Origin of the sequence: Bradyrhizobium sp. CCBAU 051011 (genome assembly GCF_009930815.1) — a bacterium.
GTDB lineage: Bacteria > Pseudomonadota > Alphaproteobacteria > Rhizobiales > Xanthobacteraceae > Bradyrhizobium.
The window spans coordinates 2,545,740-2,569,706 of the sequence record NZ_CP022222.1 but is presented as its reverse complement, the minus strand read 5'-3'; the positions used below and the strand labels follow the sequence as shown (position 1 = coordinate 2,569,706).

General features: G+C 64.1%; 20 protein-coding genes. 3 read left to right on the top strand and 17 right to left on the bottom strand.

Translation table 11 applies throughout. From position 1 onward, the window contains the following. Positions 1–30: 30 nt before the first annotated feature. The 11 genes from ACH79_RS12155 to pcaF all read right to left on the bottom strand — a co-directional run bounded on the left by ACH79_RS12155 (position 31) and on the right by pcaF (position 11,169). A complete protein-coding gene (locus tag ACH79_RS12155) occupies positions 31–1,902 on the bottom strand; it encodes a bifunctional sugar phosphate isomerase/epimerase/4-hydroxyphenylpyruvate dioxygenase family protein (RefSeq protein WP_161851232.1) in 1,872 nt (623 codons plus the stop codon). Next, a complete protein-coding gene (locus ACH79_RS12150; protein ID WP_161851231.1) occupies positions 1,899–2,636 on the bottom strand; it encodes an ABC transporter ATP-binding protein in 738 nt (245 codons plus the stop codon). Before ACH79_RS12150 ends, ACH79_RS12155 begins: the two co-directional genes overlap by 4 nt. A gap of 12 nt (positions 2,637–2,648) precedes the next feature. Continuing rightward, entirely contained in the window at positions 2,649–3,392 is a 744-nt protein-coding gene (locus tag ACH79_RS12145) for an ABC transporter ATP-binding protein (protein ID WP_161851230.1), read from the bottom strand. Next, entirely contained in the window at positions 3,389–4,387 is a 999-nt protein-coding gene (locus ACH79_RS12140; protein WP_161851229.1) for a branched-chain amino acid ABC transporter permease, read from the bottom strand. The genes ACH79_RS12145 and ACH79_RS12140 overlap by 4 nt, the downstream gene beginning before the upstream one ends. Continuing rightward, positions 4,384–5,259: a branched-chain amino acid ABC transporter permease gene (locus ACH79_RS12135; RefSeq protein ID WP_161851228.1), complete on the bottom strand. Its 876-nt coding sequence runs from the start codon at positions 5,257–5,259 to the stop codon at positions 4,384–4,386. Before ACH79_RS12135 ends, ACH79_RS12140 begins: the two co-directional genes overlap by 4 nt. A 92-nt stretch (positions 5,260–5,351) precedes the next feature. Beyond that, on the bottom strand, positions 5,352–6,488 hold the full coding sequence (locus ACH79_RS12130; protein ID WP_161851227.1) for an ABC transporter substrate-binding protein: 1,137 nt from the start codon (positions 6,486–6,488) through the stop codon (positions 5,352–5,354). Positions 6,489–6,540: 52 nt separating this feature from the next. Next, complete coding sequence (locus ACH79_RS12125) at positions 6,541–7,431, bottom strand: shikimate dehydrogenase (protein ID WP_161851226.1); 891 nt, start codon at positions 7,429–7,431, stop codon at positions 6,541–6,543. Positions 7,432–7,553: 122 nt separating this feature from the next. Beyond that, complete coding sequence (locus ACH79_RS12120; protein ID WP_161851225.1) at positions 7,554–8,498, bottom strand: LysR family transcriptional regulator; 945 nt, start codon at positions 8,496–8,498, stop codon at positions 7,554–7,556. 48 nt (positions 8,499–8,546) lie between these two features. Then, a complete protein-coding gene (gene pcaG, locus ACH79_RS12115; RefSeq protein WP_161851224.1) occupies positions 8,547–9,152 on the bottom strand; it encodes a protocatechuate 3,4-dioxygenase subunit alpha in 606 nt (201 codons plus the stop codon). After that, the gene (gene pcaH, locus ACH79_RS12110) at positions 9,153–9,854 is read right to left on the bottom strand and encodes a protocatechuate 3,4-dioxygenase subunit beta (protein ID WP_161851223.1); all 702 of its coding nucleotides are present in this window, start codon (positions 9,852–9,854) and stop codon (positions 9,153–9,155) included. A 106-nt stretch (positions 9,855–9,960) separates the two neighbouring features. Beyond that, entirely contained in the window at positions 9,961–11,169 is a 1,209-nt protein-coding gene (pcaF, locus tag ACH79_RS12105; RefSeq protein WP_161851222.1) for a 3-oxoadipyl-CoA thiolase, read from the bottom strand. A gap of 231 nt (positions 11,170–11,400) precedes the next feature. Here pcaF and mutS point away from each other — a divergent pair, with 231 nt between their 5' ends. Together mutS and ACH79_RS12095 are read left to right on the top strand one after the other, a co-directional pair. Further along, positions 11,401–14,133: a DNA mismatch repair protein MutS gene (gene mutS, locus ACH79_RS12100; RefSeq protein ID WP_161851221.1), complete on the top strand. Its 2,733-nt coding sequence runs from the start codon at positions 11,401–11,403 to the stop codon at positions 14,131–14,133. Positions 14,134–14,160: 27 nt separating this feature from the next. Next, positions 14,161–15,279, top strand: a complete 1,119-nt coding sequence (locus tag ACH79_RS12095) for a hypothetical protein (protein WP_161851220.1) — start codon at positions 14,161–14,163, stop codon at positions 15,277–15,279. Here ACH79_RS12095 and ACH79_RS12090 read toward each other — a convergent pair. The 5 genes from ACH79_RS12090 to ACH79_RS12070 form a co-directional block, all read right to left on the bottom strand. Continuing rightward, positions 15,276–16,073, bottom strand: a complete 798-nt coding sequence (locus ACH79_RS12090; protein ID WP_161851219.1) for a hypothetical protein — start codon at positions 16,071–16,073, stop codon at positions 15,276–15,278. The genes ACH79_RS12095 and ACH79_RS12090 overlap by 4 nt on opposite strands. Positions 16,074–16,256: 183 nt before the next feature. Further along, positions 16,257–16,766, bottom strand: coding sequence for an OsmC family protein (locus tag ACH79_RS12085; RefSeq protein ID WP_161851218.1), 510 nt, complete (start codon positions 16,764–16,766; stop codon positions 16,257–16,259). Positions 16,767–16,823: 57 nt separating this feature from the next. Continuing rightward, positions 16,824–17,609 carry an ABC transporter ATP-binding protein gene (locus ACH79_RS12080; RefSeq protein WP_161851217.1) on the bottom strand — a complete coding sequence of 262 codons (786 nt, stop codon included), beginning with the start codon at positions 17,607–17,609 and terminating at the stop codon, positions 16,824–16,826. Beyond that, a complete protein-coding gene (locus ACH79_RS12075; protein WP_371419386.1) occupies positions 17,609–18,457 on the bottom strand; it encodes an ABC transporter permease in 849 nt (282 codons plus the stop codon). Before ACH79_RS12075 ends, ACH79_RS12080 begins: the two co-directional genes overlap by 1 nt. A gap of 183 nt (positions 18,458–18,640) precedes the next feature. After that, complete coding sequence (locus tag ACH79_RS12070) at positions 18,641–19,615, bottom strand: aliphatic sulfonate ABC transporter substrate-binding protein (RefSeq protein ID WP_161851216.1); 975 nt, start codon at positions 19,613–19,615, stop codon at positions 18,641–18,643. Positions 19,616–19,807: 192 nt separating this feature from the next. Between ACH79_RS12070 and ACH79_RS12065 the strand changes: the two genes are divergently transcribed. Next, positions 19,808–22,603 (top strand): [protein-PII] uridylyltransferase, encoded by a 2,796-nt coding sequence (locus ACH79_RS12065; protein WP_161851215.1) that lies wholly within the window; start codon positions 19,808–19,810, stop codon positions 22,601–22,603. Between the two features lie 853 nt (positions 22,604–23,456). On the opposite strand, the gene ACH79_RS12060 is transcribed toward ACH79_RS12065, so the two are convergent. Beyond that, positions 23,457–23,714, bottom strand: coding sequence for a hypothetical protein (locus tag ACH79_RS12060; protein ID WP_161851214.1), 258 nt, complete (start codon positions 23,712–23,714; stop codon positions 23,457–23,459). Positions 23,715–23,967: the final 253 nt, after the last annotated feature.

The window sequence follows — 23,967 nt, the reverse complement described above, 5'->3', positions numbered from 1 at the left end:
CCTCAGTGTTCTTGTTTTCCATTCCGATAGTCACGCCTTGGGCATGGTCAGCGGCCGCGATTCGCGGGTCTGCGCCGCGAGCCTGATCGCGGCGTTGGCGGCGCCGAAGCCGTGATAGTTGCGGCGCTCGACGATCTCGAAGAAAAACCGCTCGTCGAACGCATGGGTATAGACCTGAAAGAATTCGCCGTCGCCTTCGCGGTCGTAGAGAATCTGGTTGTCGCGCAGCGCGGCCATGGTGGCGGCATCGAGGCCGTACTTGGCTTCGATGTCGTCGTAGTAATTGTCAGGGATCTTGAGGAAATCCGCACCGCGCGCACGCATGTCGGCGATCGCCGCGAAAATATCGCCGCAGGAGAACGCGACATGCTGCACGCCGGAACCGAAGAATTCGTGGATGAAGCGGGCCGACAGCGTGCGGGTGGCTGACGAGCCGTTGAGCACCATGCGCAGACCCCGATTGCCATTGATCAGCGCCTGGCTCTGCACCAGCCCGACCGGGTCCGCGATCTCCATCTGCGGCAGGCGCTCCAGATCGAGAATGCCGGTGTAGAACAACAGCCATGACAGCATCTCGTCATAGGGCATCGACTGCGAGATATGATCGACGGCATCGAGCCGGTCGCTGGCCGCATCGCTGCGCAGCGATTCGAAATCGAGGTCCCAGTTCTTGCCGGCTTCTTCGAGGAAATACAGCAGGCTGCCGCCGACGCCGCGGATCGCCGGAATCTCCAGCTCACCCGGCCCGACCGGCTGATAGAAGGTCCGCGCCTGCAAGGCTTCCGCCCGTGCCATGGTCCTGCCGGCATCATCCACGTCAACAGCGATGGCGCAGACGCCGGGGCCGTGCGCGACAAAGTGCGAATGCGCAAAGCCGTCGGGTTCGCAATTGATCACGAGGTCAATATGGCCCTGCGACCAGCGTTCGACGTCCTTGCTGCGATGCGCGCCAGTCTTGCGGAAGCCGAGCTGGCCGAACATCGCGGCGAGGCTTTTGGCTTTTTCGTCGCTGACGGCGAACTCGATGAAGCCGACGCCACGGCTGTGTGCTTTCGGTGGCAAGGGCCCTGCCGGACCGCTCGACGCCGCAGCGCGAACGTCATCCTCGAGCAGGATCAGCGAGCGCAGTCCATCGGTCGCGGTGCGTACCGCGGAGCCGGCGCGAAACTGGTCGTTGAATATTTCCAGCGATAGCGGGCCCGCATAGCTGGTGGCCAGCACGTCTTGCACGAAACGCGCGACCGGCAGATCGCCCTGCCCCGGGAAGCAGCGGAAATGCCGGCTCCAGGACAGCACGTCGAGGCCGAGTTTCGGCGCATCAGCCAGTTGCACCAGAAAGATCTTGTCGGCAGGGATCGACTGGATCGGCAGCGTCGGGAACGACGGCGCCAGCGCGTGAAAGCTGTCGAGGATGACGCCGATCGATTTGTGGTCGGCGCGCCGCACGATCTCCCAAGCATCGCGATAGTCGTTGACATGAAGCCCCCAGGCGAGCGCCTCATAGCCGACGCGCAAGCCCCGCGCGGCGGCCCGCTCGCCCAGCTCGTGGAAATCGGCGGCGGCGCGATCGATACCGCCAAGCGAAGCCGGCGAGATGTTGCTGCAAATCAGCATCAAATCGGTCTGCAATTCTCGCATCAGGTCGAACTTGCGCTCGGCACGCGCGAAGTTGCGGGCGCGTTGCGGCTCCGGCATGCCCTCGAAGTCGCGGAACGGCTGGAAGGCGCAGATCGACAGCCCGAGATCCCGGCACATCCGGCCGACGTCGCGCGGGCTGCCGTTGAACGACAGCAGATCGTTCTCGAAAATCTCGACGGCATCGAACCCGGCTTCGGCGATCGCGCGCAGCTTTTCATCGAGCGCGCCGCTGAGCGAAACGGTTGCGATCGAGCGCTTGTTCATGCGGCCGTCTCCGTCATGGCGCCGCCCAGGAATAATTGCCCGATGCGGGGATCGTTCAGCACGCGGTCGGCCTTGTCGACGAGGCGGGTCTGTCCCAGTTCGAGCACAATGCCGTAGTCGGAAATCTCCAGCGCCGAGCGGGCGTTCTGCTCGATCATCAGGATCGACACGCCGCGGTCGCGCAATTTCTTCAGAATGTTGAAGGTCTGCTGCACCATCAGCGGCGAGAGCCCGATCGACGGCTCGTCGATCAGCACCAGTTGCGGATTGAGCAGGAGGCCGCGGACGACTTCGAGCTGCTTCTGCTCGCCGCCCGACAGCGTGGATGCCTGCTGCGTCGCCTTCTTGCGCAGCACCGGAAATTTATCGAGCGCCGCCTCGATTCTGGCCGGCAGATCGGTGATGTCACGCGCAACGACGGCGCCGAGCTGGATGTTGTCGCGCACCGACAGCTCGGGGAAGATGTTGCGCCCCTGCGGCACGTAGCAGATGCCTGCATTGAGCAGTTCGCGCTGGCTCAGCCCGGTGACGTCGCGCCCTTTGAAGACGACCTTGCCTTCGCGCAGCTTGAGCAGGCCGAAGATCGCCTTGAAAACGGTGGATTTTCCCGCGCCGTTAGGCCCGATGACGGTGGTGATGGAGCCTGCCGGCACTGAAAAGCTGGTGCCGTTGAGGATCGTCATCTTGCCGTAACCGCCGACGAGGCCTTGAACATCGAGGATGGCATCGCTCATTGGTCGATCCCTCTAGTGGCCGAGATAGGCTTCGATGACGGCGGGATTGGCGCGGACTTCGGCGGGTGTGCCCATCGCCAAGAGCTTGCCTTCCGCCATCACCATCACGCGCGTGCACAGCGACATCACGAATTCCATGTTGTGCTCGATGACGACGAAGGTGGCGCGCTTCTCGCGGTTGATCGCCGCCAGTCGCTCTTTGAGGTCGCCGAGCATGGTGAGGTTGACGCCGCCGGCGGGTTCGTCGAGCAACACCAGCCGCGGCCCGCCCATGAACGCCATGGCGGCATCGAGCAGCTTTTGCTGGCCATAGGACAGGCCGCCGGCGGCCTCGGTCGCGAGATGATCCAGCTTGAAGAAGCCGATCATCTGGTCGGCTGCCGCTGATAATCCGGCATCCGACGGGCCGAACAGCCGCGACATCATGTTGCCCTGATGCTCCTGCCCGGCGAGGATCAGATTCTCCCGCACCGACAGCTTCGGAAACACCTGCAGGAGCTGGAAGGTGCGGCTGACGCCGAGACGATTCAGTTCGGATGGCCGCACCCCGGTGACGACTTTGCCGTCGACCCTCACCTCGCCGCCGGTCGGCGCCAATTGGCCGAGGATGCAGTTGAACAGCGTGGACTTGCCGCAGCCGTTCGGCCCGATCAGCCCGAGGATCTCGCCCTCCTGCACGTCGAAGCTGACGCCATCGACGGCCTTGATGCCCCCAAAGCTCTTCTTGATATCGCTGACTTCAAGGACCGCGGTCATGGCGCCGTCTCCAATCTGGATTTGGTAACCGCACGCAGTGCCGATGCCGCCTTGGTGCGGCGCTCGGCCAGATAGCGGTCGAGGATGCCGAGGATGCCGGTCGGCGAATAGATCAGGAGCAGCATGACGGCGACCGCGTACAGCATCAGGTAATAGCCCTGCGTGAAGCGCAGCCATTCGGGCAGCAGCACGGCGATCATGGCGCCGAGGAACGGGCCGAAGAAGAAGCCGGAGCCGCCGACGATCACCATCATCAAGAGATCAAGCGATAGCGAGAGATTGAACGGAACCGGATCGATATATTGCGTCAGCGGCGCATAGAGCGTGCCCGCGACACCGCCAAGCGCTGAGCCGATCGCGAACGCCATCAGCGTATAGCGCCTTGTGTCGATGCCGAGCGACAGCGCTCGCACCGGGTTTTCGCGCAGCGCCACGAAGGCGCGGCCCCAGGGCGAGCGGATCAGCCACCACATCGCCAGCGAGACGACGCCGAGCGAGCCGAGGCAGAAATAATAGAACGGCAGCGGCCGGTTGGTGGCGAATCCCAGGACGTTCGGCCGCGGAATACTTGATATGCCGTAGATGCCCTTGGTGAGCCAGTCCTCGTTGCGGAACACCAGGAACGCGAGCGTCGAAAAGGCCAGCGTCACGAAGGCAAGATAGTGATGCTGGACGCGCAGGGCGGGATAGCCGAGGATCCAGCCGATCGCAAAGCACAGCACGATCGCGACGCCGAGCGCCGCAATCAGCGGCATGCCCTGTGTGGTCATGATCGCCGCCGCATAGGCGCCGATGCCGACGAACGCGCCCTGCGCCAGCGAGACCTGGCCGGCATATCCGAGTGTCAGATTGAGCCCCATCGCGGCGATCGTCATCACCGCCCACTGACTCAGGATATAGAGGCCGTAACGGTTGAAGTTCATCGGCACGATGATCAGCGCCGCGATAACGGCGATGCCGAGAGCAATGCGCAGATATTTTCCGTTGATGGTCATACCGTGCGCTCCTCGGGCCGGCCGAGCAGGCCTTGCGGCCGGAACAGGATGATGACGATCAGAAGAACCAGCGGCACCGCGGCACGATACTGCGTCGACACATAAGCCGCCGCCAGGTTGTCGACCACGCCAATCAGCAGCCCGCCGGCAATCGCGCCGCGCACCTGGTTGAAGCCGCCGACGATCGCCGCGATGAACGCCGCCTGCCCCAGCACCTCGCCGGAGGAGAATTTTGCGAGATAAATCGGCGTGATCAGAAGCGAGGCCAACGCCACCAGAAATGCGTTGATCAGGAACGTCAGCAGGATCATGCGTTCGACGGGCACGCCAATGATGCGGGCAACCGTCGGGTTCTGCGCGGTCGCCTGCATCTGGTGACCGATCGACGTGCGGTTCAGCAGCATGGTCAGGCCGATCACCACGGCAATCGCGAGCGCGAGCACGCCGAGGCTCTGCAGCGACACCACGCGGCCGAGGATCGAGACGTCACCGGCCGGCACGATGGAGGGGAATGGCGAGGCCTCGGCGCTGAAGAACTGCTTCACCGCTTCCTTCATGCCGATCGCCAGCGCCATGGTCGCAATCGCAAGCGGCAGCACGCCGTGCCGGAGCATCGGATCGACCAGCAGCAGCTTGAAACCGAGCCCGAGCAGCAACAGCGACAGCAGGATGCCGAGAATGATGGCGAGCCAGAACGGCGCGCCCGCATGCATCACCGCCAGCATCAGGAACGCCGGCAGCATCACGAACTCGCCCTGCGCGAAATTGATGGTCTGCGACGTCTGCCACAGCAGCGTGAACCCGACCGCGACAAGCGCATAGATCGCCCCGGTCGCAAGACCTGCCACGAGAAGATCGAGCAGATTCGACATGCTTCTCCCCTCAGCCGTCACGCACGGACGGCGCCAATGATTTCGTTATGCTGAGCGGGGCGCACGCGCTCAATCGCACGCGCCCGCGCGGTTCAATTAAGTTTCGGCAGCACCTGCTTGACGACCTGCTTGCCCTCGACGATCTCGACCAAAAATCCCTGGCGGTCGATGTCGCCCTTCGCGTCGAAGGTAACGTCCATCAGGATGCCGGGCTCGTTCGCAGCCTTGATGGTGAGGCCGTGAAGTGTGTCGGCGAACGCCTTGGAATCGACCTTGCCCATTTTATCGGTGGTCGCCTTGATCATGTAGATCGCGAGATAGCCCTTCAGCCCGTTATGATCGGGGACGTAATTGTACTTCTTGACGAACTTCTCCCTGAAGGCCTTGACCAGATCGACCGGCGCATCGGTGGTGAGGCCGACATGGCCGCGCGCGCCGTTGGCGGCATCGCCGGCGAGTTCGACAACCTTCTGGCCGACCAGCGTGGTCTCGCCCATCAGCGGCACGGTGACCGCCTGGCGCTTCAGCTCCTTCAGTATCCGCGCGCTTTCTTCCTCGTTGAGGTAGATGAAGACGGCATCGGGCGCCGCGGCCTTGATCTTGCTGACGTCGGCGGCGAAGTCGGCCTGTCCCGCTTCCGTGGACAGGTCAGCCGCGACCTTGATGTTGTACTTGGCGAATTCCTTGGTGATGACGTCGCGGCCGCCCTTGCCAAAATCGTTGTTGACCCAGACGACCGCGACCGACTTCGCCTTCAGCTCATCGTTGATGTATTTGGCGACCTTCGGCATCGAGGACTGCTGGCCGAACGAGGTGCGGAACAGGAACTTGTTGCCGCCTTGCGTCAGTTCGGCAGCTTCGCCGCCCATGATCTGGGCGATACCGGCTTCAGCAGCGAGCGGCGAGGTGACCTTGACGGAGCCCGAATAGCCGGGCCCGAGCAGGACGTAGGGCTCATTGTCGAGCGCCTTTTGCACCTGCGCGCGCGCCACGCCGGGATTCGACTGCGAATCCGCATGCGTGACTTCGAGCTTGCGGCCGAGCAGGCCGCCCTTGGCATTGATTTCCTCGATCGCGAGGTCGATGCCGTTTTTCCAGTTGTTGCCGACGGTGGCGCCGCCGCCGGACAGTTCGGCGACATTGGCGAGCTTGATCGGTGCGCCTTGCGCGAATGCGGCTGCGGCCGACACGGTCGCAAGCAGGAGTCCTGCGAAAAATCCAGATCTCATTTCCATCCCCTCTTCTTTGATCCAATGCGCGACCTTGTGACCGGCCGCGTTGTTAAGCTGCGTTCACTTTAGCGTAGCGTTTGGCCATCACGGCGTCGAATGCATTTCCCATCTCGACGGCCGATGGCTTCAGCCCCGTAAACAGCTCGAAGGCGTCCGCGGCCTGATAGATCGCGAGCTCTCGCCCCGTCATGACCTCGGCGCCCTTCGCCTTGGCGGCATTCAACAGGGGCGTCCAGAGCGGCGTGTAGACTGCATCCGCTACCCACATGTCCTTGTGCAGCAGTGAATCCGGCACAGGCGTGCCGCGGTTCGGCAACATGCCGACCGGCGAGCCGTTGACGACCCCGGTGACGCCGCGCATGGCTTCCTCGACGCTGCCGGCAACCCTCACGCTGCCACGATTCGCGATCTGGCCGACAAGTTGCGCTGCCTTGGCGGCGTCGGTATCGAAGACCCGGATCTCGCTAACCCCGGTCTCCGCCAACGCGAAGCCGATCGCCTTGCCGACACCGCCCGCGCCGATCACGGCAACGCGGCTCTGCACGGGATCGCGGACGAGTTCGGTGATCGCCCGGGCAAATCCCGTCGTGTCAGTGTTGTGTCCGATCAGCCGGCCGTCCTGGACCACGACCGTATTGACCGCGCCGATCGCGCGCGCGCCTGACGACAATTCATCGAGCAGGGAAACCACCGCTTCCTTGTAGGGGAAGGTAACGTTGACGCCCGCAAAACCCAACCGCCGCATGCCGTCGAGCAGCAGCTTCAACTCTTCGCGGCTGGCGCCTGCGACCTCGATCAGTTGGTAGTGGCAATGGGCGCCGAGCGCTTCGGCGGCTCGCTCATGCATTGCCGGCGACGCCGAATGCGCGATCGGCGCGCCGATCAGGCCGGTGAGGAAGCGGCGATCGGCCGGAGCGATGGGGCGGGCGGCAGGGCTCATGATCTCGTCATCGGGCGTAATGCATTAACGGCAGCGGGCGACCCGGGATACGCCCCGATCCGGCCGAACGATAGCGCTTTGCCGACCTAACACAATTACCCATTTATGCCGGATAGATAACGTCATGTTATTTTTTTGCGGGGCCTGGTATCGGCCTTTCGCGGCGTCGCCTTGCCCGGCCCCACTGCCCGCATTTCCGAGCGCAGGCACTCGATGAAATGCTCGATGTGCAGCGATAGCGGCGCACCACGTTTCACCGCGATGTAGGTGTCGAACCGGGTCGGCTCGACGATCTTCAACAGTTCGACGCCGGGATAGCCGCCATGGGCGACGGTGAACTGGTCGATCACGGCAATGCCAAGGCCCGCCTTGACCAGTGCGCACACCGTGGTGCCGAAACGCGCGCGGATGGTGATGTCGTAGTCGAGTTTGTTGCGCGCGAAGATCTCCGCCATGATCCGCCCATAGGGATCGTTGGGGTCGATGCCGATCAGCGGATAGCGGATGATCTCCTTGGCCGAGACCTGCTTGCAACCGGCCAGTTCATGCCCCGCCGGCACGATGCAGAACAATTCACCCGATGCCAGCGGCAGGAAATCGAGGCCGGGATGCTCGAGCCGGTAGCTCATGGCGACGCAATCGCCGCGGCCCAGCAACAGATAGTCGACGGCCTCCTCGATCTTGAGGATGTTGATGTCGATCCGCAGTTCGGGATAGCGGCGGCGAACCCGCTCGATCGCGCGCGGCACCATCACCTGCGAGATGCTCGGCACCGAGCCGATGCGCAGTTCGGACAGATCGCCGCGGCCGATCTTGGAGATGATCTCGGTGAGATCATCCATCTTCTCGTAGACGCCGTTGATCTGCTCGAAAATGTTGCGGGCTTCCGGCGTCGGGAAGTAGCGCCCGTTCTGACGCTGGAAGAAGCGCACGCCCAGGGATTTCTCGGTATATTTCACCAGCCGGCTGATGCCGGGGGCCGACACGTTCAGAAGCCGCGCCGCGCCGCCGATCGTGCCGGTGACCATCACGGCGCGAATCACCTCGACCTGGCGAAGCGTCATCATGTGCGAAGTCTTGCCTGTCGCTCAGCCTCGTCCGCGATGCGATTGCGGCTACACGTCGAAGAACACCGTCTCTTTGTCGCCCTGCAGATGGATGTCGAACCGATACACTGCGTTGCCGTTGCCCGGCTGCCGCGTCGCGATCAGCGTCGCGCGGCGACCGGCCGGCACCAGCGCCAGCACCGGATCGGCGGCATTGGCGGCCTCACCGTCGAAATAGATCCGGGAGTAGAGGTGCAGCAGCATGCCGCGCGCAAACACTGCGAGCACGATATGCGGCGCCTGCGGCTTACCGTCGGGATCGGGCACGACGCCCGGCTTGATGGTGTCGAAGGCGTAAGCGCCCTTCGCATCGGTGCCGACGCGGCCAAACCCCTTGAAGGTGGAATTCGGCAGTGCCCGCTTGTCCTGCGGATCGGACAAGCGCCCTTGCGCGTCCGCCTGCCAAATCTCCAGCATGCAATCGACAATCGGCACGCCGTCGCCGTCGAACACCATCCCCTCGACACGAATGCGTTCGCCCGACGTATCCGGCGTGACGAGGTTGTTGCTGAAGGCGTCGTTCCAGTCGTACTTGCCGTTCGAGGTCAGGCCGTAGGCGAAATACGGACCGACGGTCTGCGACGGGGTGACCCCGTCTGGCTTGGTCTGGGACACTTACTTGTTCTCCATCGGCGTGGCGTTGCGCCCGCGCAGCACAATGTTGAATCGGTAGCACAGAGCCCAATCCGGCTTGGTATTCTCCAGATCGAACGCGGAGATCATCCGGTTGCGCGCCTTTTCGTCAGTGACCGAATTGAAGATCGGATCGAACGGAAACAGGGGATCGCCGGGGAAATACATCTGCGTCACCAGCCGCGAGACGAAGGAGTGGCCGAACACCGAGAAGTGGATGTGCGCCGGACGCCAGGCGTTGTGGTGATTGCCCCAGGGATAGGCACCGGGCTTGATGGTGATGAAGCGGTAATAACCTTCCGCGTCGGACTGCGTGCGGCCGGCGCCGGTAAAATTCGGATCGAGCGGCGCCGGGTGCTGATCGACGACGTGGACGTAGCGGCCGCAGGCGTTGGCCTGCCAGAGTTCGACCAGCGTATTCGGCACGCCGCGGCCGTCTTCATCCAGCACGTGGCCGTGCACGATGATGCGCTCGCCGAGCGGCTCACCCTTGCCCTGAACGGTGAGATCGTGATCGTTCGCGCGCACGGTCTCGTGGCCGTAGACCGGCCCGGTCAATTCCGACAGCGTGTGCCGCATCGGAATCAACGGCTTGGAGGGCGATCGCTTGACCGTGCTCTTGTAGGCGGGAGACAGCCGCGGCGGATGCGCTGCGAGTGATTGCACTGGATAGACCAATGTCATGACGAATTCCTCCCTCGCGTTGCGCCGGTCAGCCGCGCCGCCAGGATCATTATATGACATAACTAATTTGGGAAAGGACGATTTTTCGCCCTCCCAAATCGTTGTCTTAATTGATCTTTTCGATCGCGACCGCAACGCCCTGACCGACGCCGACGCACATGGTTGCCAAGGCAAGCTTCCCGCCCCGCTTCTCCATGCCGTGCACTGCCGTCAGCGCCAGCCGCGCGCCGCTCATGCCAAGCGGGTGGCCGAGCGCGATCGCGCCGCCGTGCGGATTGACGAAGTCGGCATCGTCCTTGACGCCGAGTTGCCGCAGACAGGCTATGCCCTGCGAGGCGAAGGCTTCATTGAGCTCGATCAAATCGAAGTCGGAGATCTTGATGCCGAGCCGCTCCATCAGCTTCTTGGTCGCCGGCACCGGCCCGATGCCCATGATGCGCGGCGGCACCGCGGCCGAGGCTAACCCAAGGATGCGCGCCCGCGGCGTCAGCCCGTGCTTCTTCACAGCAGCCTCGGAAGCGAGGATCATCGCCGCCGCGCCGTCATTGACGCCGGATGCATTGCCCGCGGTCACGGTGCCGGGATTGCGCACGATCGGCTTCAATTTGGCCAGACCTTCGAGCGTGGTCTCAGGGCGCGGGTGCTCGTCCTTGTCGACGGTGATGGGACCGGCCTTGCCGCCGGGCACCTGGATCGGCGTGATCTCTTCGGCGAAATAGCCCGCCGCGATCGCCGCGCCCGCGCGCTGCTGCGAGCGGATCGCCATCGCGTCCTGATCGGCGCGCGAGACCTGGAATTCCTCGGCAACGTTCTCGCCGGTCTCCGGCATCGCATCGACGCCATACTGCGCCTTCATCAAGGGGTTAATGAAGCGCCAGCCGATGGTGGTGTCATAGATGTCGGCCGAGCGCGCGAACGCTTCCGGCGCCTTGCCCATCACGAACGGCGCGCGGGTCATGGATTCGACGCCGCCGGCAATCGCGAAATCGATTTCGCCTGATCGAATCGCCCGGCCCGCGGCGCCGACCGCGTCGAGGCCCGATGCGCAGAGGCGATTGAGGGTCTGGCCGGGAACCGATTCCGGCATGCCCGCGAGCAACAGCGCCATCCTTGCAACGTTACGGTTGTCCTCACCGGCCTGGTTCGCGCAGCCGAAAAACACCTCATCGACCTGCGACCAGTCGAGATTGGGATGCTTCGCCATCAACGCCTTGATCGGGGTCGCGGCCAGATCGTCGGCGCGCACCTTGGCGAGCGAGCCGCCGAAACGGCCGATCGGGGTCCGGACGGCATCGCAAATGAATACATCACGCATAGAATCTCTCCCTGAATGCCGTGCTTTAGGCGTTGAGCCCTACGGAACTGTTGGCGAGTTTTAGGAGCGTGCCCGCGGCAGGTCAATTGAGGCATGCTGCTCCTGTCGTGCTCTGGCGGGATGCCCGGCATGCGGGCGTGATCAATTATGCGGCGTGGGGCGTGGAAAACTCTGACAATGGGGGTAAGGGAATAGGACCGGACGGCGAAATTTTGTAGCTTGCCGCCCGCAATGACGATCCAGCAATCCATCCCCGCCCCCGCTCCTCCCGAGGCCACGCCGGCGACTGACGCATCTTCGCGCGTCACGCCGATGATGGAACAATACCTTGAAATCAAGGCTGCCCACCCCGGGCTCCTGCTGTTCTACCGGATGGGCGATTTCTACGAGCTGTTCTTCGAGGACGCCGAGATCGCCTCCAAAACGCTCGGCATCGTGCTGACCAAACGCGGCAAGCACCAAGGCACGGATATCCCGATGTGCGGCGTGCCGGTGGAGCGCTCCGAGGATTACCTGCATCGACTGATCAATGCCGGCCATCGCGTTGCCGTGTGCGAGCAGACCGAGAATCCCGCCGCGGCGCGCGCCCGTGGCAACAAGAGTGTCGTGGCCCGCGGCGTGGTCCGGCTGGTGACGCCGGGCACGCTGACCGAAGACACGCTGCTGGACGCCCGCACCAACAATTATCTGCTGGCGATCGCTCGTGCGCGCGCTTCCTCCGGCGGCGACCGCATCGGGCTTGCCTGGATCGATATTTCCACGTCCGAGTTCATGGTCACGGAATGCTTAACCGCGGAACTGGCGGCGACGCTGGCGCGGATCAATCCGAACGAGGCCATCGTCACCGACGCTCTCTATGGCGATGCCGACATCGGCCCGCTGCTGCGCGAACTGCCGTCGGTGACGCCGCTGACCCGCGACGTTTTCGACGGCGCCACTGCCGAGCGTCGGCTGTGCGATTATTTCGCCGTCGCGACGATGGACGGCCTCTCGGCGATGTCACGGCTCGAAGCGACCGCGGCGGCCGCCGCCGTCACCTATATCGACCGCACCCAGGTCGGCAAACGCCCGCCGCTGTCGCCGCCCTCACGCGAGGCCGCCGGCACCACGATGGCGATCGATCCCGCCACCCGCGCAAACCTCGAACTGACTCGCACGCTGGCCGGCGAACGGCGCGGATCGCTGCTCGATGCGATCGACTGCACCGTTACGGCCGCCGGTTCGCGGCTGTTGGCGCAACGGCTCGCGGCGCCACTCACCGACAGCGCGGGAATCGCGCGGCGGCTGGATGCGATTGCGGCGTTCGTCGCCGATAGCGCGGCGCGCGATGATATCCGCACCGTGCTGCGCGCCGCCCCAGATATGTCGCGTGCACTGGCACGGCTGTCGGTTGGGCGCGGCGGCCCGCGCGACCTTGCAGGCCTGCGCGACGGCATCCTCGCCGCAGACCAGGCGCTGGCGCGGCTTGCGCAGCTCGAAGCGCCGCCATCTGAAATCATTACCGTGATGGAAGCCTTGCGCCGTCCTTCGCGCGATCTTGCACGCGAGTTCGAGCGCGCACTCGCCGAACAACTGCCGCTGATCAAGCGCGACGGCGGCTTCATCCGCGAGAACTATGAGCCCGCGCTCGACGAGAGCCGCAATCTGCGCGACGCTTCGCGTCTTGTCGTCGCCGCGATGCAGGCGCGCTACGCCGAGGACACCGGCATCAAGGCGCTCAAGATCCGCCACAACAACGTGCTCGGCTATTTCATCGAGGTCACCGCCCAGCACGGCGACAAGCTGATGGCGCCGCCGCTCAACGCAACCTTCATCCATCGCCAGACGCTGGCGGGGCAAGTTCGCTTCACCACGTCCGAACTCGGCGAGATCGAGGCCAAGATCGCCAATGCCGGCGACCGCGCACTCAATCTGGAGCTGGAAATATTCGAGCGGCTCTGTGCCATGGCGCTCGCCGCCAGCGACGATTTGCGCGCCGCGGCGCACGCGTTCGCGTTGCTCGACGTTGCGACCGCGCTGGCGAAGCTCGCCGTCGACGACAATTACGTGCGGCCCGAGGTCGATGGCTCACTGGGTTTCGCCGTTGAAGGCGGCCGGCATCCGGTGGTCGAGCAGGCGCTGAAACGCGATGGCCAGACGTTCATCGCCAATGCCTGCGACCTCTCGCCTGGGCCCACGCAAAAATCCGGCCAGATCTGGTTGATCACAGGTCCCAATATGGCGGGTAAATCGACCTTCCTGCGCCAGAACGCCTTGATCGCGCTGATGGCCCAGATCGGCTCCTACGTGCCGGCGTCGCGCGCGCGGATCGGCGTCGTCGATCGCCTGTTCTCGCGCGTCGGCGCGGCCGATGATCTCGCGCGCGGCCGCTCCACCTTCATGGTCGAGATGGTCGAGACTGCCGTCATCCTGAACCAGGCCAGCGAACGCTCGCTTGTCATTCTCGACGAAATCGGCCGCGGCACCGCAACCTTTGACGGCCTGTCGATCGCCTGGGCAGCCATCGAGCATCTGCATGAAGCCAACCGCTGCCGCGCGCTGTTCGCCACGCATTATCACGAGCTGACCGCGCTCTCCGCCAAGCTGGCGCGGATGTTCAACGCCACGGTGCGCGTCAAGGAGTGGCAGGGCGACGTCGTGTTCCTGCATGAAGTGCTGCCCGGCTCGGCCGACCGCTCCTACGGCATTCAGGTCGCGAAACTCGCTGGCCTTCCGCCTGCCGTCATCGCCCGCGCCAAGTCGGTGCTGGCGAAGCTCGAGGCCCAGGACCGCGGGCAGACCGCGCGTGCACTCGCCGACGATCTGCCGCTGTTCGCCGTCCCCTCCCGCGCCGCCGCCGAAGCCGCGCCGCCGAGCGAGGCGGAGCTATTGATGGAAGCCGTGAAGGCACTGCATCCCGACGAGATGTCGCCGCGCGAGGCGCTGGAGGCGTTGTATGCGCTGAAGGCGAAATTGCCGAAGTAGGCTAGCGCGGCTTCCAACAACCAGAGAATGCTGCCAAGCTGGGGTATGTCATCACCTGCCCGGCCCATTCTCTCGCCATCGCTTTCGGTCAAGCTTGCCGCTCTTGCCACCCGACCGGCGACCAAGCGCGAATTGGACGACATCCTTACCGAACTCGCGGCGCTGCCGGCGCATCTAGTCGTACGGGCCAGCGGGGAAATCGCGACCCGCGCAGGTCTCGGCTGGTGGCAGCCGGAACGGCGGCCGCGGCAAGTCATCCCAACTCACCGAGCAAGCCTCTCTTTCCAGCGGATCAAGGACCGGCTTTGGCCGAAACCTGTCCTCTTTCCATCTGACCGAGAATTGCTCGCCGCAAATGCGGATCTCGCGTGGCTGTTCCTGTTCCACCCAAGCGGCTACCTCAGGGAGGCGGCGCTCTACCACATAACCACACCACCGACCTCGCCATTCTTCCTTGCGGCTTTGGCGTGGCGACTGAATGACTGGGCTGAACCGGTTCGCCAGGCCGCGAAGCGATGCGTCAAGCATGTTGCGCCTGATATCGCAGCAGCCGTTGCGGGCGATGCGGCCGTATACCTGCTCGAGCGGCGCTTTGTCTGGGGCCGATGGCGTGACGAGGGAAATATCCTCGACTTAGTGTTTACGCGCGATGACGTCCTTGCCGCCCTAGCAACCCGCCTGCAGGAGCAGTCAACCGGTCCTCTCGCAGCCTGTCTTCGCCATGCCTTGCGATTTCCCGGCATGGATCAGCACCTCCCGCGGCTGGCAAAGGCCGCCGTGCAACCATCAGTCAGAGCCGCCGCCTATAAATGCCTGATTTCCGGCAAAGCGACCTGGCCCGTCGGCTTCGAATGGATGTGGATCGACAAGGTATACGGCTTGCGACGACGTACGCCGGTGCTGCACACGCGAACCATTCAGCGAGATCGTCTTTCTGCCGACTTCGTCAAAACAGGCATCCGCGACAAGTCACCCTTCGTGAGGAAGGCCGCCGCAGACGCGATGATCGCCGTGCGGTCGGAGATACCTGACGAGGGATCGCTAATCGCCCATCTGTCAACGGATCAGAGTCCCCTAGTGCGATCGAGGGCAGACTTCCTGTTGAGACATCCGCGGACATCGAATTCACAGGCGAAGCACGATTAAGTTCGCAATGCCTTCCTCCGCCCGAGCCACCATAGGCCGAGATTCCACCCCACACACGTCGCCAGCGCCAGGCTTAGCCCCATCGCCGAACCGAACTGCAGCGCCGCGACGTGCAGCACTGCGATCGCGATACCAAGCCCGATCAAGCCCCAGGCGCTATTGGCGAGCACGGCCGCTGTCGGCGGGCCGCCGATGCGGGGATGCAGGATCAACATCATCGAGGTGAACACGATCGGGAACAGCGCGATCATGCCGCTGACTTTGGGTCCGACCCAGCTCGACGTCGTGACCACCGTCGCCACCAGCGTCGCGACCAGCGAGGCGCGCAGCGGGATGTCGTACCAGCGGCGCCTGATCGGCGGCATTTTGGCGTGGCGATAGCGGGCGAGCAGCGGGACGCAGATGGCGTAGGCGATGACATTGGCGATCAGCCCACCGGCCAGCGACCATTGCACCGAGCGGATGACGGTGGCGAGCGCGAGCCACACCGCCACCGCCGCGAGGCAGCTGAGCAGCGCGCCGTGACGCTGCGCCAGCACGACGTAGGTCAGGCCGAGGAAGATCGTCGCGGCGTTGATCGGCAGGCTCGCCAGCGCACCTTCGGCGATGAAGGCGGCATCGTGATCGAGCGCGAGGAAGACGTAGGACGGCCCCGCCGAGATCGGCAGCGTCGCGATCAGGGCGCCGATCACCGGGCCCGAGCGTTCGGTGACGATGGAAGCCGTCACCACGAACGCCGCGGTGATCGCCATGCGCAGGCCGAGCGTGAGGATGAAGGTGAGTTCGGGGGACATGATAGCCTTATACCCTCCCCTGGAGGGGGAGGGTCGACGCGACTGGAAGGAGCGGCGGGGTGGGGTGACGGTCTCTCCACCTCCAACAGTGCCCGAGTGGAGAGATCACCCCACCCCGTCTCGCATTTCGCTCCGCTCATGCGAGCCGACCCTCCCCCTTCAGGGGAGGATGAAAGCAAGCGATCACACCCGCTTCATCGACACCGAGATTTTTGGGCCGTTCCTGATGGTCTGATAGACCACGCAGTAGCGCTCGGTGAGCTTGAGCAGCAGATCGAGCTTGTCCTGCGGCGCGTCGGTTCCGACCTCGAAGCGCAGGCGGATCTCTTCGAACCCGACCGGGGCCTCCTTGTCGACGCCGAGCGTGCCGCGAAAATCGAGGTCGCCTTCGGCGATGACGATGCCGCTCTTCAGCGGCACTTCGACGGCGGTGGCAACCGACTTCAGCGTGACGCCAGCGCAGGCCACCAGCGCTTCCAGCAGCATGTCGCCGGAGCAGAGCTCTAGCCCCGAGCCGCCGGTGGCGGGATGGAGCCCGGCGACCGCCAGCGCGCGGCCGGTCTCGACCTTGCAGGCGATGCCTTCATTGTCGATCGAGCCTTTGGCCTTGAGGGTGATGACGGCGGCGGAGGGATCGGACTTGTAGCGTTCCTTGATCGGGGCCTGCATCGCGCGGAGTTCGGCGGCGTCCATCTTCGTCTCCCGGATTTTATTTTGGCACGCCGGATTTAGAGCGAAATCGCACCACTGTCACCACCACATCGCTTCGCCGGCCATCGATTTTGGATCGGCGTCCGGTATGTTGCGGTCGAGCGAGCGATCGAGCGCGGTCAGCACGTGGCGCTTGAAGTTCTCAAACAGGGGCGAAGCGCGGTCGCGCGGCCGCGCCAAATTGATATTGATCACCTCGAACAGCCGCCCCGGCCGCGGCCGCATCACCAGCACGCGATCCGCCAGCACCACGGCCTCGTCAACGTCATGCGTCACCAGGATCAGCGTCGGCCGCGTGTCCTTCCAGAGGTCGAGCAGATGGTCCTGCAGGTCGCGCCGCGTGAAGGCGTCGAGCGCTGAGAACGGCTCGTCGAGCAGCAGCACTTCCGGCTGCGGCACCAGCGCGCGCGCAATCGCCACCCGCTGCGCCTGCCCGCCGGAGAGTTCGCGCGGCCAGGCCTTTGCCTTGTCGGCAAGGCCAACCCGCGCCAGCGCGCGGTTCACCTTCTCGCGCCTGACATCGGCCGGCAGCTCCGACAGGCCAAAGCCGATATTGTCGGCGACGCTGAGCCAGGACAGCAATCGCGGCTCCTGAAAGATGATTCCGATTTTTGCATGCGGCGCCGTGATTGCCGCGTCATCCAGCGTCACCGTGCCCGTGGTCGCACGGTCGAGGCCGGCGATGGCCCGCAGCAGCGTCGATTTTCCGCAACCGGAGCCGCCGATGATGGCGACAATCTCGCCGGGCTTGATCCTGGCGGAGAAGCGCTCCAGCGCGTAGACGCCGTTAGGATAGGTTTTGCCGACCCGGTCGAGCGCGAGCATCAGGCCCCTCCGCTTTGGCGGCCGAACGCATCCTGCCAGCGCAATAATGGCGCGGTGGCGATTTCGATCAGCCAGTCGGTGGTCTTGCCGAGGATCGCAAAGATCACAATCGCCGCCACGATCTGCGCCGGCTTGCCGAGCTGCTGGCCGTCGATCAGGAGATAGCCGAGCCCTTCGGAGGCGCCCATGAATTCGGCGGCGACGACGAACATCCATCCCAGGCCAAGTCCGACGCGCAGCGCGACGACGTAGGCCGGCAGCACCGCGGGCAGCAGGATGCGGCGGATCATCGCCGGGCCGCTCAGGCGGAAGATGCGGCCGACCTCGACGATCTTGCGGTCGACGGAGAGGATCGCGCCCATCACGCCGAGATAGACCGGGAAAAACACGCCGACCGCGATCAGCGCGATCTTGGAGGTTTCGAAAATGCCGAGCCACAGGATGAACAGCGGCACCCAGGCGATCGAGGGAATCGCGCGCAGCGCCTGCACGGTCGGATCGAGCAATTGCCGCGCCAGGCCCCAATAGCCCGAGATCGCGCCGAGGATGGTTCCGGCGATGACGCCGAGGCCGAAGCCGGCCGCCACGCGTGTCACGGTGGCCGTGATATGGCGCGTCAGCTCGCCGCTCTTCGCCAGTTCCACCACCGTGGCGAAAATCTTGGTCGGCGGCGGCACCAGCCGGCCGTTGGAATAGCCGAGCCAGACCCAGATTTCCCAGATGACCGCGAGTCCGACCGGCAGTAGCAGCCCAAGCGCCGGCCGCGCATAACGGCGCAGACGTGAAGGCGACTGCGCCGTCACGATGTCGCGGCGTTCCAGCGCTGGGATTTCGACGATCATGGTCATAGCAAGACGCTTCTCGCGCGGGATTGCAAGGTGGGCACAATTCTTCCTTCTCCCCTTGTGGGAGAAGGTGGCGCGGACGAAGTCCGTGCCGGATGAGGGGTCTGTCTCCGCGGAGCGAACCCCTCACCCGTCGCCTCACTACGTGAGGCGCCCCCCTCTCCCACAAGGGGAGAGGGGAAAGACTCAATTCGTCGGGAGCGGGACCTGGTCGTCGATCAGTGCATCCAGCGTCGCCTTGACGTCGACCTTGGCGTCGACGACGCCGGCCTGCTGCAAAGCGAGACCTGCGGCGAGGATGGATTCGCGCTGGGCAACGCTGATGCGGCTGTGGGTCAGCTCGGTACGCTCCTTGAGCTGCTTGTCGACAACCGCTTCCGGCAGCTTGGTCACGCCGATGAAGGTCTTCTTCAGGTCGTCGTAATTGGCCAGCGAATATTTGCGCGCTTCCTCGTACACCGCGAGCACGCGGCGGACGGCGTCGGGATGATCCTTCAAGAACTGCTCGCGCACATTGAGGATGCCCCAGGTGTTGGCGTCCGCCTTGCGGAAGAACAGCTTTGCGCCCTCCTCGACTTCGGCCTGCGCCATCATCGGGTCGAGGCCGGCCCAGGCATCGACGTCACCGCGGATCAGCGCGCTCTTGCCGTCGGCGTGCTGTAGCAGCACCGGGGTGATGTCCTTGTCGGTCAGGCCAGCACCGAGCAGCGCGCGCACCAGGAAGATGTGCGGATCGGTGCCGCGCGTCACCGCGACGCGCTTGCCCTTGAGGTCCGCGACGGAGGCGATCTTGGAATCCTTGCCTGTCACCAGCGCGGTCCATTCGGGACGCGAATAGACATAGATCGACTTGATCGGGTTGCCGTTGATCTTGGCGACCAGCGCCGCCGAGCCCGCGGTCGAACCGAAGTCGATCGAGCCGGCGTTGAGGAATTCGAGCGCCTTGTTGGAACCGGCCGACTGCACCCAGACGATGGTGATGCCGTCCTTGGCGAATTCCTTTTCCAGCAATCCCTTTTGCTTGAGGACCATCGACACCGGATTGTAGGTCGCCCAGTCGATGCGTATCTCCTTGAGCGCGTCGGCAGCAAACGCCGCCCCGGGCAGCAAGGTCGATACCGCGATGATTGCCGCCAGTGCGCGCCGTGAAATCCTGGACATTGTCGCCCCTCTGATGCTGTAGAAAACACCATTATTCTCAATATGTTATGCCGCTACGCAACGGGAAAATACATGCCGCCAATGCGCCTGTGCGAGCACGGCTTTGCCCCAACGCATCAGAATCGAGCATAGATCTGCTGTTGCCTTACAATCCTCCGTGACAGCCTTTGTGCCGTCCGTTATCGGGTAGCCATGGATAGCATCGTGATTGAGACCCCCTCGGGGGAGGATGATCGTTTCGATACCGCGCGGATCACCGCGGCGGTCGATGCCCTCGCCGAAAAGCATGCCGGCCGCGAGGACGTGTTTCGCTCGGCGCTGGCGCAACTCCTGAAAGCCGAGATGATCGCGGCGCGCGCCACCGCGCAGGCCATACTGCTGAAGGACCGCCACGGCCGCCGCTGCGCCGAGCGGCTGTGCTTCATGCAGGACGAAATCATCCGCATCCTCTATTCCGCCGCCACGCGGCATCTCTATCGCTCGCACGTGCCCTCCGGCGCCGAGCGCATGGCTGTCGTCGCCACCGGCGGCTACGGCCGCGGCCTGATGGCGCCGGAATCCGACATCGATCTGTTGTTCATCCTGCCCTACAAGCAGACCGCCTGGGGCGAGCAGGTAGCCGAAGCCATTCTCTATTGCCTGTGGGACATGGGGCTGAAGGTCGGCCACGCCACGCGCTCGGTCGACGAATGTATCCGCCAGGCACGCGGCGACATGACGATCCGCACCGCGATCCTGGAGACGCGCTTTCTGACCGGAGACCAGCCGCTGTATGACGAGCTGGTGGCGCGGTTCGACAAGGACGTCGTGCAAGGCACCGCTTCGGAATTCGTCACCGCCAAGCTCGCCGAGCGCGAGGAGCGGCATCGCCGCGCCGGACAGTCGCGCTATCTGGTCGAGCCCAACGTCAAGGACGGCAAGGGCGGCTTGCGCGACCTGCACACGTTGTTCTGGATCGCCAAATACGTCTACCGCGTGCGCGAGACCGGTGAGCTGGTCGAGCGCGGCGTATTCGACGCGCAGGAATACCGCACCTTCCGCCGCTGCGCCGACTTCCTGTGGTCGGTCCGCTGCAACCTGCATTTCGTCTCGGGGCGCGCCGAGGAGCGGCTGTCGTTCGACATGCAGCGCGAGATCGCGGTCCGCCTCGGCTATACCTCGCATCCCGGCATGCAGGATGTCGAACGCTTCATGAAGCACTACTTCCTGGTGGCTAAAGACGTCGGCGACCTCACTGCGATCCTCTGCGCCAAGCTGGAGGACGAGCAGGCCAAGCCCGCGCCGGTGCTGAGCCGCATGGTGGCGCGGCTGCGGCCGGGCGCAAAGCGGCGGCGGGTGCCCGACAGCGACGACTTCATCATCGACAACAACCGTATCAACCTCGCCGCGCCCGACGTCTTCAAGCATGATCCAGTCAACCTGATCCGCATCTTCCATCTGGCGCAGAAGAACAATCTCGCCTTCCACCCCGACGCGATGCGGACGGTGACGCGCTCGCTGAAACTGGTGAACACCCAGCTTCGGGAGAGCCCGGAAGCCAACCGGCTGTTCATGGAGATCCTGACCTCGAACGACGCCGAGACCGTGCTGCGGCGGATGAACGAGACCGGCGTGCTCGGCCACTTCATCCGCGCCTTCGGCAAGATCGTGTCGATGATGCAGTTCAACATGTACCACCATTATACGGTGGACGAGCATCTGATCCGCTGCATCGGCTTCCTGCAGGAGATCGAGCGCGGCGGCAACGACGAATTCACGGTCGCGAGCGACCTGTTCCGCAAGATCCAGCCCGAGCATCGCGCGGTGATCTATATCGCGACGCTGCTGCACGACGTCGCCAAGGGACGCCCGGAGGATCACTCGATCGCGGGCGCCAGGGTGGCGCGGCGATTGTGCCCGCGGCTCGGCTTTTCCGCCGCCGACACCGAGCTCGTGGCCTGGCTGATCGAAGAGCATCTGACGATGTCGACGGTGGCGCAGTCGCGCGATCTCTCCGACCGCAAGACGATCGAGAATTTTGCCGCCGTCGTGCAATCCGTCGAACAGATGAAGCTCCTGACCATCCTGACCACCGCCGACATCAGGGGCGTCGGCCCCGGCGTGTGGAACGGCTGGAAGGCGCAGCTCTTGCGCACGCTGTATTACGAAACCGAGCCGGTGTTAACCGGCGGCTTCTCGGAAGTGAACCGTGCGCAGCGCATCGCGGTGGCGCAGTCCGAATTCCGCGCTGCCTTCACCGAATGGCCGGACGCGGAACTCAACGCCTATATCGCCCGGCATTATCCGGCCTACTGGCTCAAGGTCGACCTGCAGCGAAAAATCCGCCAGGCGCGCTTCATCCGCGCCAGCGAACAGGCCGGACATCAGCTCGCGATCAATGTCGGTTTCGACGAGGCGCGCGGCGTCACCGAGCTGACGATACTGGCGACCGACCATCCGTGGCTGCTGTCGATCATCGCCGGCGCCTGCGCCTCCGCCGGCGCCAACATCGTCGACGCCCAGATCTACACCACGACCGACGGCCGCGCGCTCGACACCATCGCGATATCGAGGGAATACGATCGCGACGAGGACGAGGGACGGCGCGCCACCCGCATCGGCGAGATGATCGAGCACGTGCTCGAAGGCAAATTGCGGCTGCCCGAGGTGGTGGCGCGCAAGGCCGCCAATCGCGGCAAGGTGCGCGCCTTCGTGGTCGAGCCCGAGGTCACCATCAACAACCAGTGGTCGGACCGCTACACCGTGATCGAGGTCTCCGGCCTCGACCGCCCCGGCCTCTTGTACCAGCTCACCACGGCGATCTCGAAGCTCAACCTCAACATCGCTTCCGCCCATGTCGCGACCTTCGGCGAACGCGCCCGCGACGTGTTCTACGTCACCGATCTGCTCGGCGCCCAGATCACCGCGCCAACCCGCCAGGCCGCAATCAAGAGCGCACTGATTCATCTGCTCGCCAGCGAGGACAACGTCGCCAAGCCGGCGGCGTGAGTCTGTGGCACGCGGGTGCGAGATGCGCGGCATGCGCGCACTCCCTCCCCCGTCATTGCGAACCAACGGGTCGCGATGACGGCGAGATAGCGACGCAATACTCCGCCGTCATCCTCGCGAAGGCGGCGATCCAGCACGCCGCGACCTATCGGTTCAATCACTGACGTCTCTGGAATACGGGTCACCCGCCCCAGTGCGCAATTGCGCACAAGGCGGGAACGACAACTGAATGTGAGGTAACGTTCTCGCGACATGAGCTGTCCGAGGTTTGCTGTAAACATCCCGCCCTCTCCAATCGGAGGGCGCAGGGAAGACCGGGTGCTGGCTGCACCCGAGGTCTCGTGTGCCGTTGCGCATAAAGGAAAACGCACACGAGCATACAGGTACAGCGGAAACACTCCGGCCTTCCCTGCGCAATGGCTTTACGGCTTACTTCGTGCTCTTCCCGGAGAACGGCTCTTTTGCCTCCGTCATCGGCGGGATACCGCGCTCGATCCGATAGGATCGATGCGCAACCGCCAACTTAACGCCAGCACCGCGGCGTCCGAACCACACGACTTCGCCGTACGCCTCCGGCGCGTACGTCGAGCGCGCCATCAGCGTCCATCGCGTCTCACCGCACGTTCGTGACGATCGCGAGCGCCCCTCATCTGCGGAAGACGGGCGGAGTTATGCGACTGATTTGCCCGACCTGTTAAGCGGAATATTTTTTGATTCCGGTCTTGACACGATTTCGGAATATCCGAATTGATCTGCCCTCGGGTTATCTTGCCGTCGCGCGAGGACAACGTCGCGAAGCCACGGCGTGAACAGCCGCCTCAGCAGCGCCTTGCCGACCGGCGCGGCGCGCACGCTACTGAAGGCGCGGTGTGGCTGCCTCGAGTGCCGCCAGGCTCGCCGCCACGAAGGCGAGATAATTTGTCTGGGAAACCAGAACACCCAGATCGAACAGTTCGATCAAACCTTGCCACGGGTTCCCTGCCGGCGCGGCGATTGCCCGCTTGCCACCATCAATCACGGAAGGTCGGAAGCTGCGGTCGGATCTCCGCTGCTTTGCTTCGGGTACGATGTCGCCCGAACAACGGATCAGATGCAGGCGCGCTTTCGGCATATCAGTCCCCAGAGTTCAGTCGGCAATCCCCTGAACGAGCGGGTTGACAACAGCGACGGTTGCGACCGCCAAGACGTCAGATCGATGGGTTTCCGTAACACTTTCCCGCATGGCAATACCGGCGCTCCGCCGCCATCCGGTTCGCCAGTCAGCGTAATCATCGAAAAGGAATGGGCCATTGAACGGAGGTTGATTCCAAACTTTCCCTTCGGTTGAGCGAATCATACGGAGGTTTAGGCAGCCTGGCCCTCAT

What these genes read in the sequence shown, in the direction of transcription:
- ACH79_RS12060 (WP_161851214.1), bottom strand. Translation starts at nt 23,714, where the DNA reads ATGCCGAAAGCGCGCCTGCATCTGATCCGTTGTTCGGGCGACATCGTA.
- ACH79_RS12065 (WP_161851215.1), top strand. Translation starts at nt 19,808, where the DNA reads ATGGATAGCATCGTGATTGAGACCCCCTCGGGGGAGGATGATCGTTTC.
- ACH79_RS12135 (WP_161851228.1), bottom strand. Translation starts at nt 5,259, where the DNA reads ATGTCGAATCTGCTCGATCTTCTCGTGGCAGGTCTTGCGACCGGGGCG.
- ACH79_RS12090 (WP_161851219.1), bottom strand. Translation starts at nt 16,073, where the DNA reads ATGTCCCCCGAACTCACCTTCATCCTCACGCTCGGCCTGCGCATGGCG.
- ACH79_RS12070 (WP_161851216.1), bottom strand. Translation starts at nt 19,615, where the DNA reads ATGTCCAGGATTTCACGGCGCGCACTGGCGGCAATCATCGCGGTATCG.
- ACH79_RS12145 (WP_161851230.1), bottom strand. Translation starts at nt 3,392, where the DNA reads ATGACCGCGGTCCTTGAAGTCAGCGATATCAAGAAGAGCTTTGGGGGC.
- ACH79_RS12085 (WP_161851218.1), bottom strand. Translation starts at nt 16,766, where the DNA reads ATGGACGCCGCCGAACTCCGCGCGATGCAGGCCCCGATCAAGGAACGC.
- mutS (WP_161851221.1), top strand. Translation starts at nt 11,401, where the DNA reads ATGACGATCCAGCAATCCATCCCCGCCCCCGCTCCTCCCGAGGCCACG.
- ACH79_RS12155 (WP_161851232.1), bottom strand. Translation starts at nt 1,902, where the DNA reads ATGAACAAGCGCTCGATCGCAACCGTTTCGCTCAGCGGCGCGCTCGAT.
- ACH79_RS12150 (WP_161851231.1), bottom strand. Translation starts at nt 2,636, where the DNA reads ATGAGCGATGCCATCCTCGATGTTCAAGGCCTCGTCGGCGGTTACGGC.
- ACH79_RS12095 (WP_161851220.1), top strand. Translation starts at nt 14,161, where the DNA reads ATGCTGCCAAGCTGGGGTATGTCATCACCTGCCCGGCCCATTCTCTCG.
- pcaF (WP_161851222.1), bottom strand. Translation starts at nt 11,169, where the DNA reads ATGCGTGATGTATTCATTTGCGATGCCGTCCGGACCCCGATCGGCCGT.
- pcaH (WP_161851223.1), bottom strand. Translation starts at nt 9,854, where the DNA reads ATGACATTGGTCTATCCAGTGCAATCACTCGCAGCGCATCCGCCGCGG.
- ACH79_RS12140 (WP_161851229.1), bottom strand. Translation starts at nt 4,387, where the DNA reads ATGACCATCAACGGAAAATATCTGCGCATTGCTCTCGGCATCGCCGTT.
- ACH79_RS12080 (WP_161851217.1), bottom strand. Translation starts at nt 17,609, where the DNA reads ATGCTCGCGCTCGACCGGGTCGGCAAAACCTATCCTAACGGCGTCTAC.
- ACH79_RS12075 (WP_371419386.1), bottom strand. Translation starts at nt 18,457, where the DNA reads ATGACCATGATCGTCGAAATCCCAGCGCTGGAACGCCGCGACATCGTG.
- ACH79_RS12125 (WP_161851226.1), bottom strand. Translation starts at nt 7,431, where the DNA reads ATGAGCCCTGCCGCCCGCCCCATCGCTCCGGCCGATCGCCGCTTCCTC.
- ACH79_RS12130 (WP_161851227.1), bottom strand. Translation starts at nt 6,488, where the DNA reads ATGAGATCTGGATTTTTCGCAGGACTCCTGCTTGCGACCGTGTCGGCC.
- ACH79_RS12120 (WP_161851225.1), bottom strand. Translation starts at nt 8,498, where the DNA reads ATGATGACGCTTCGCCAGGTCGAGGTGATTCGCGCCGTGATGGTCACC.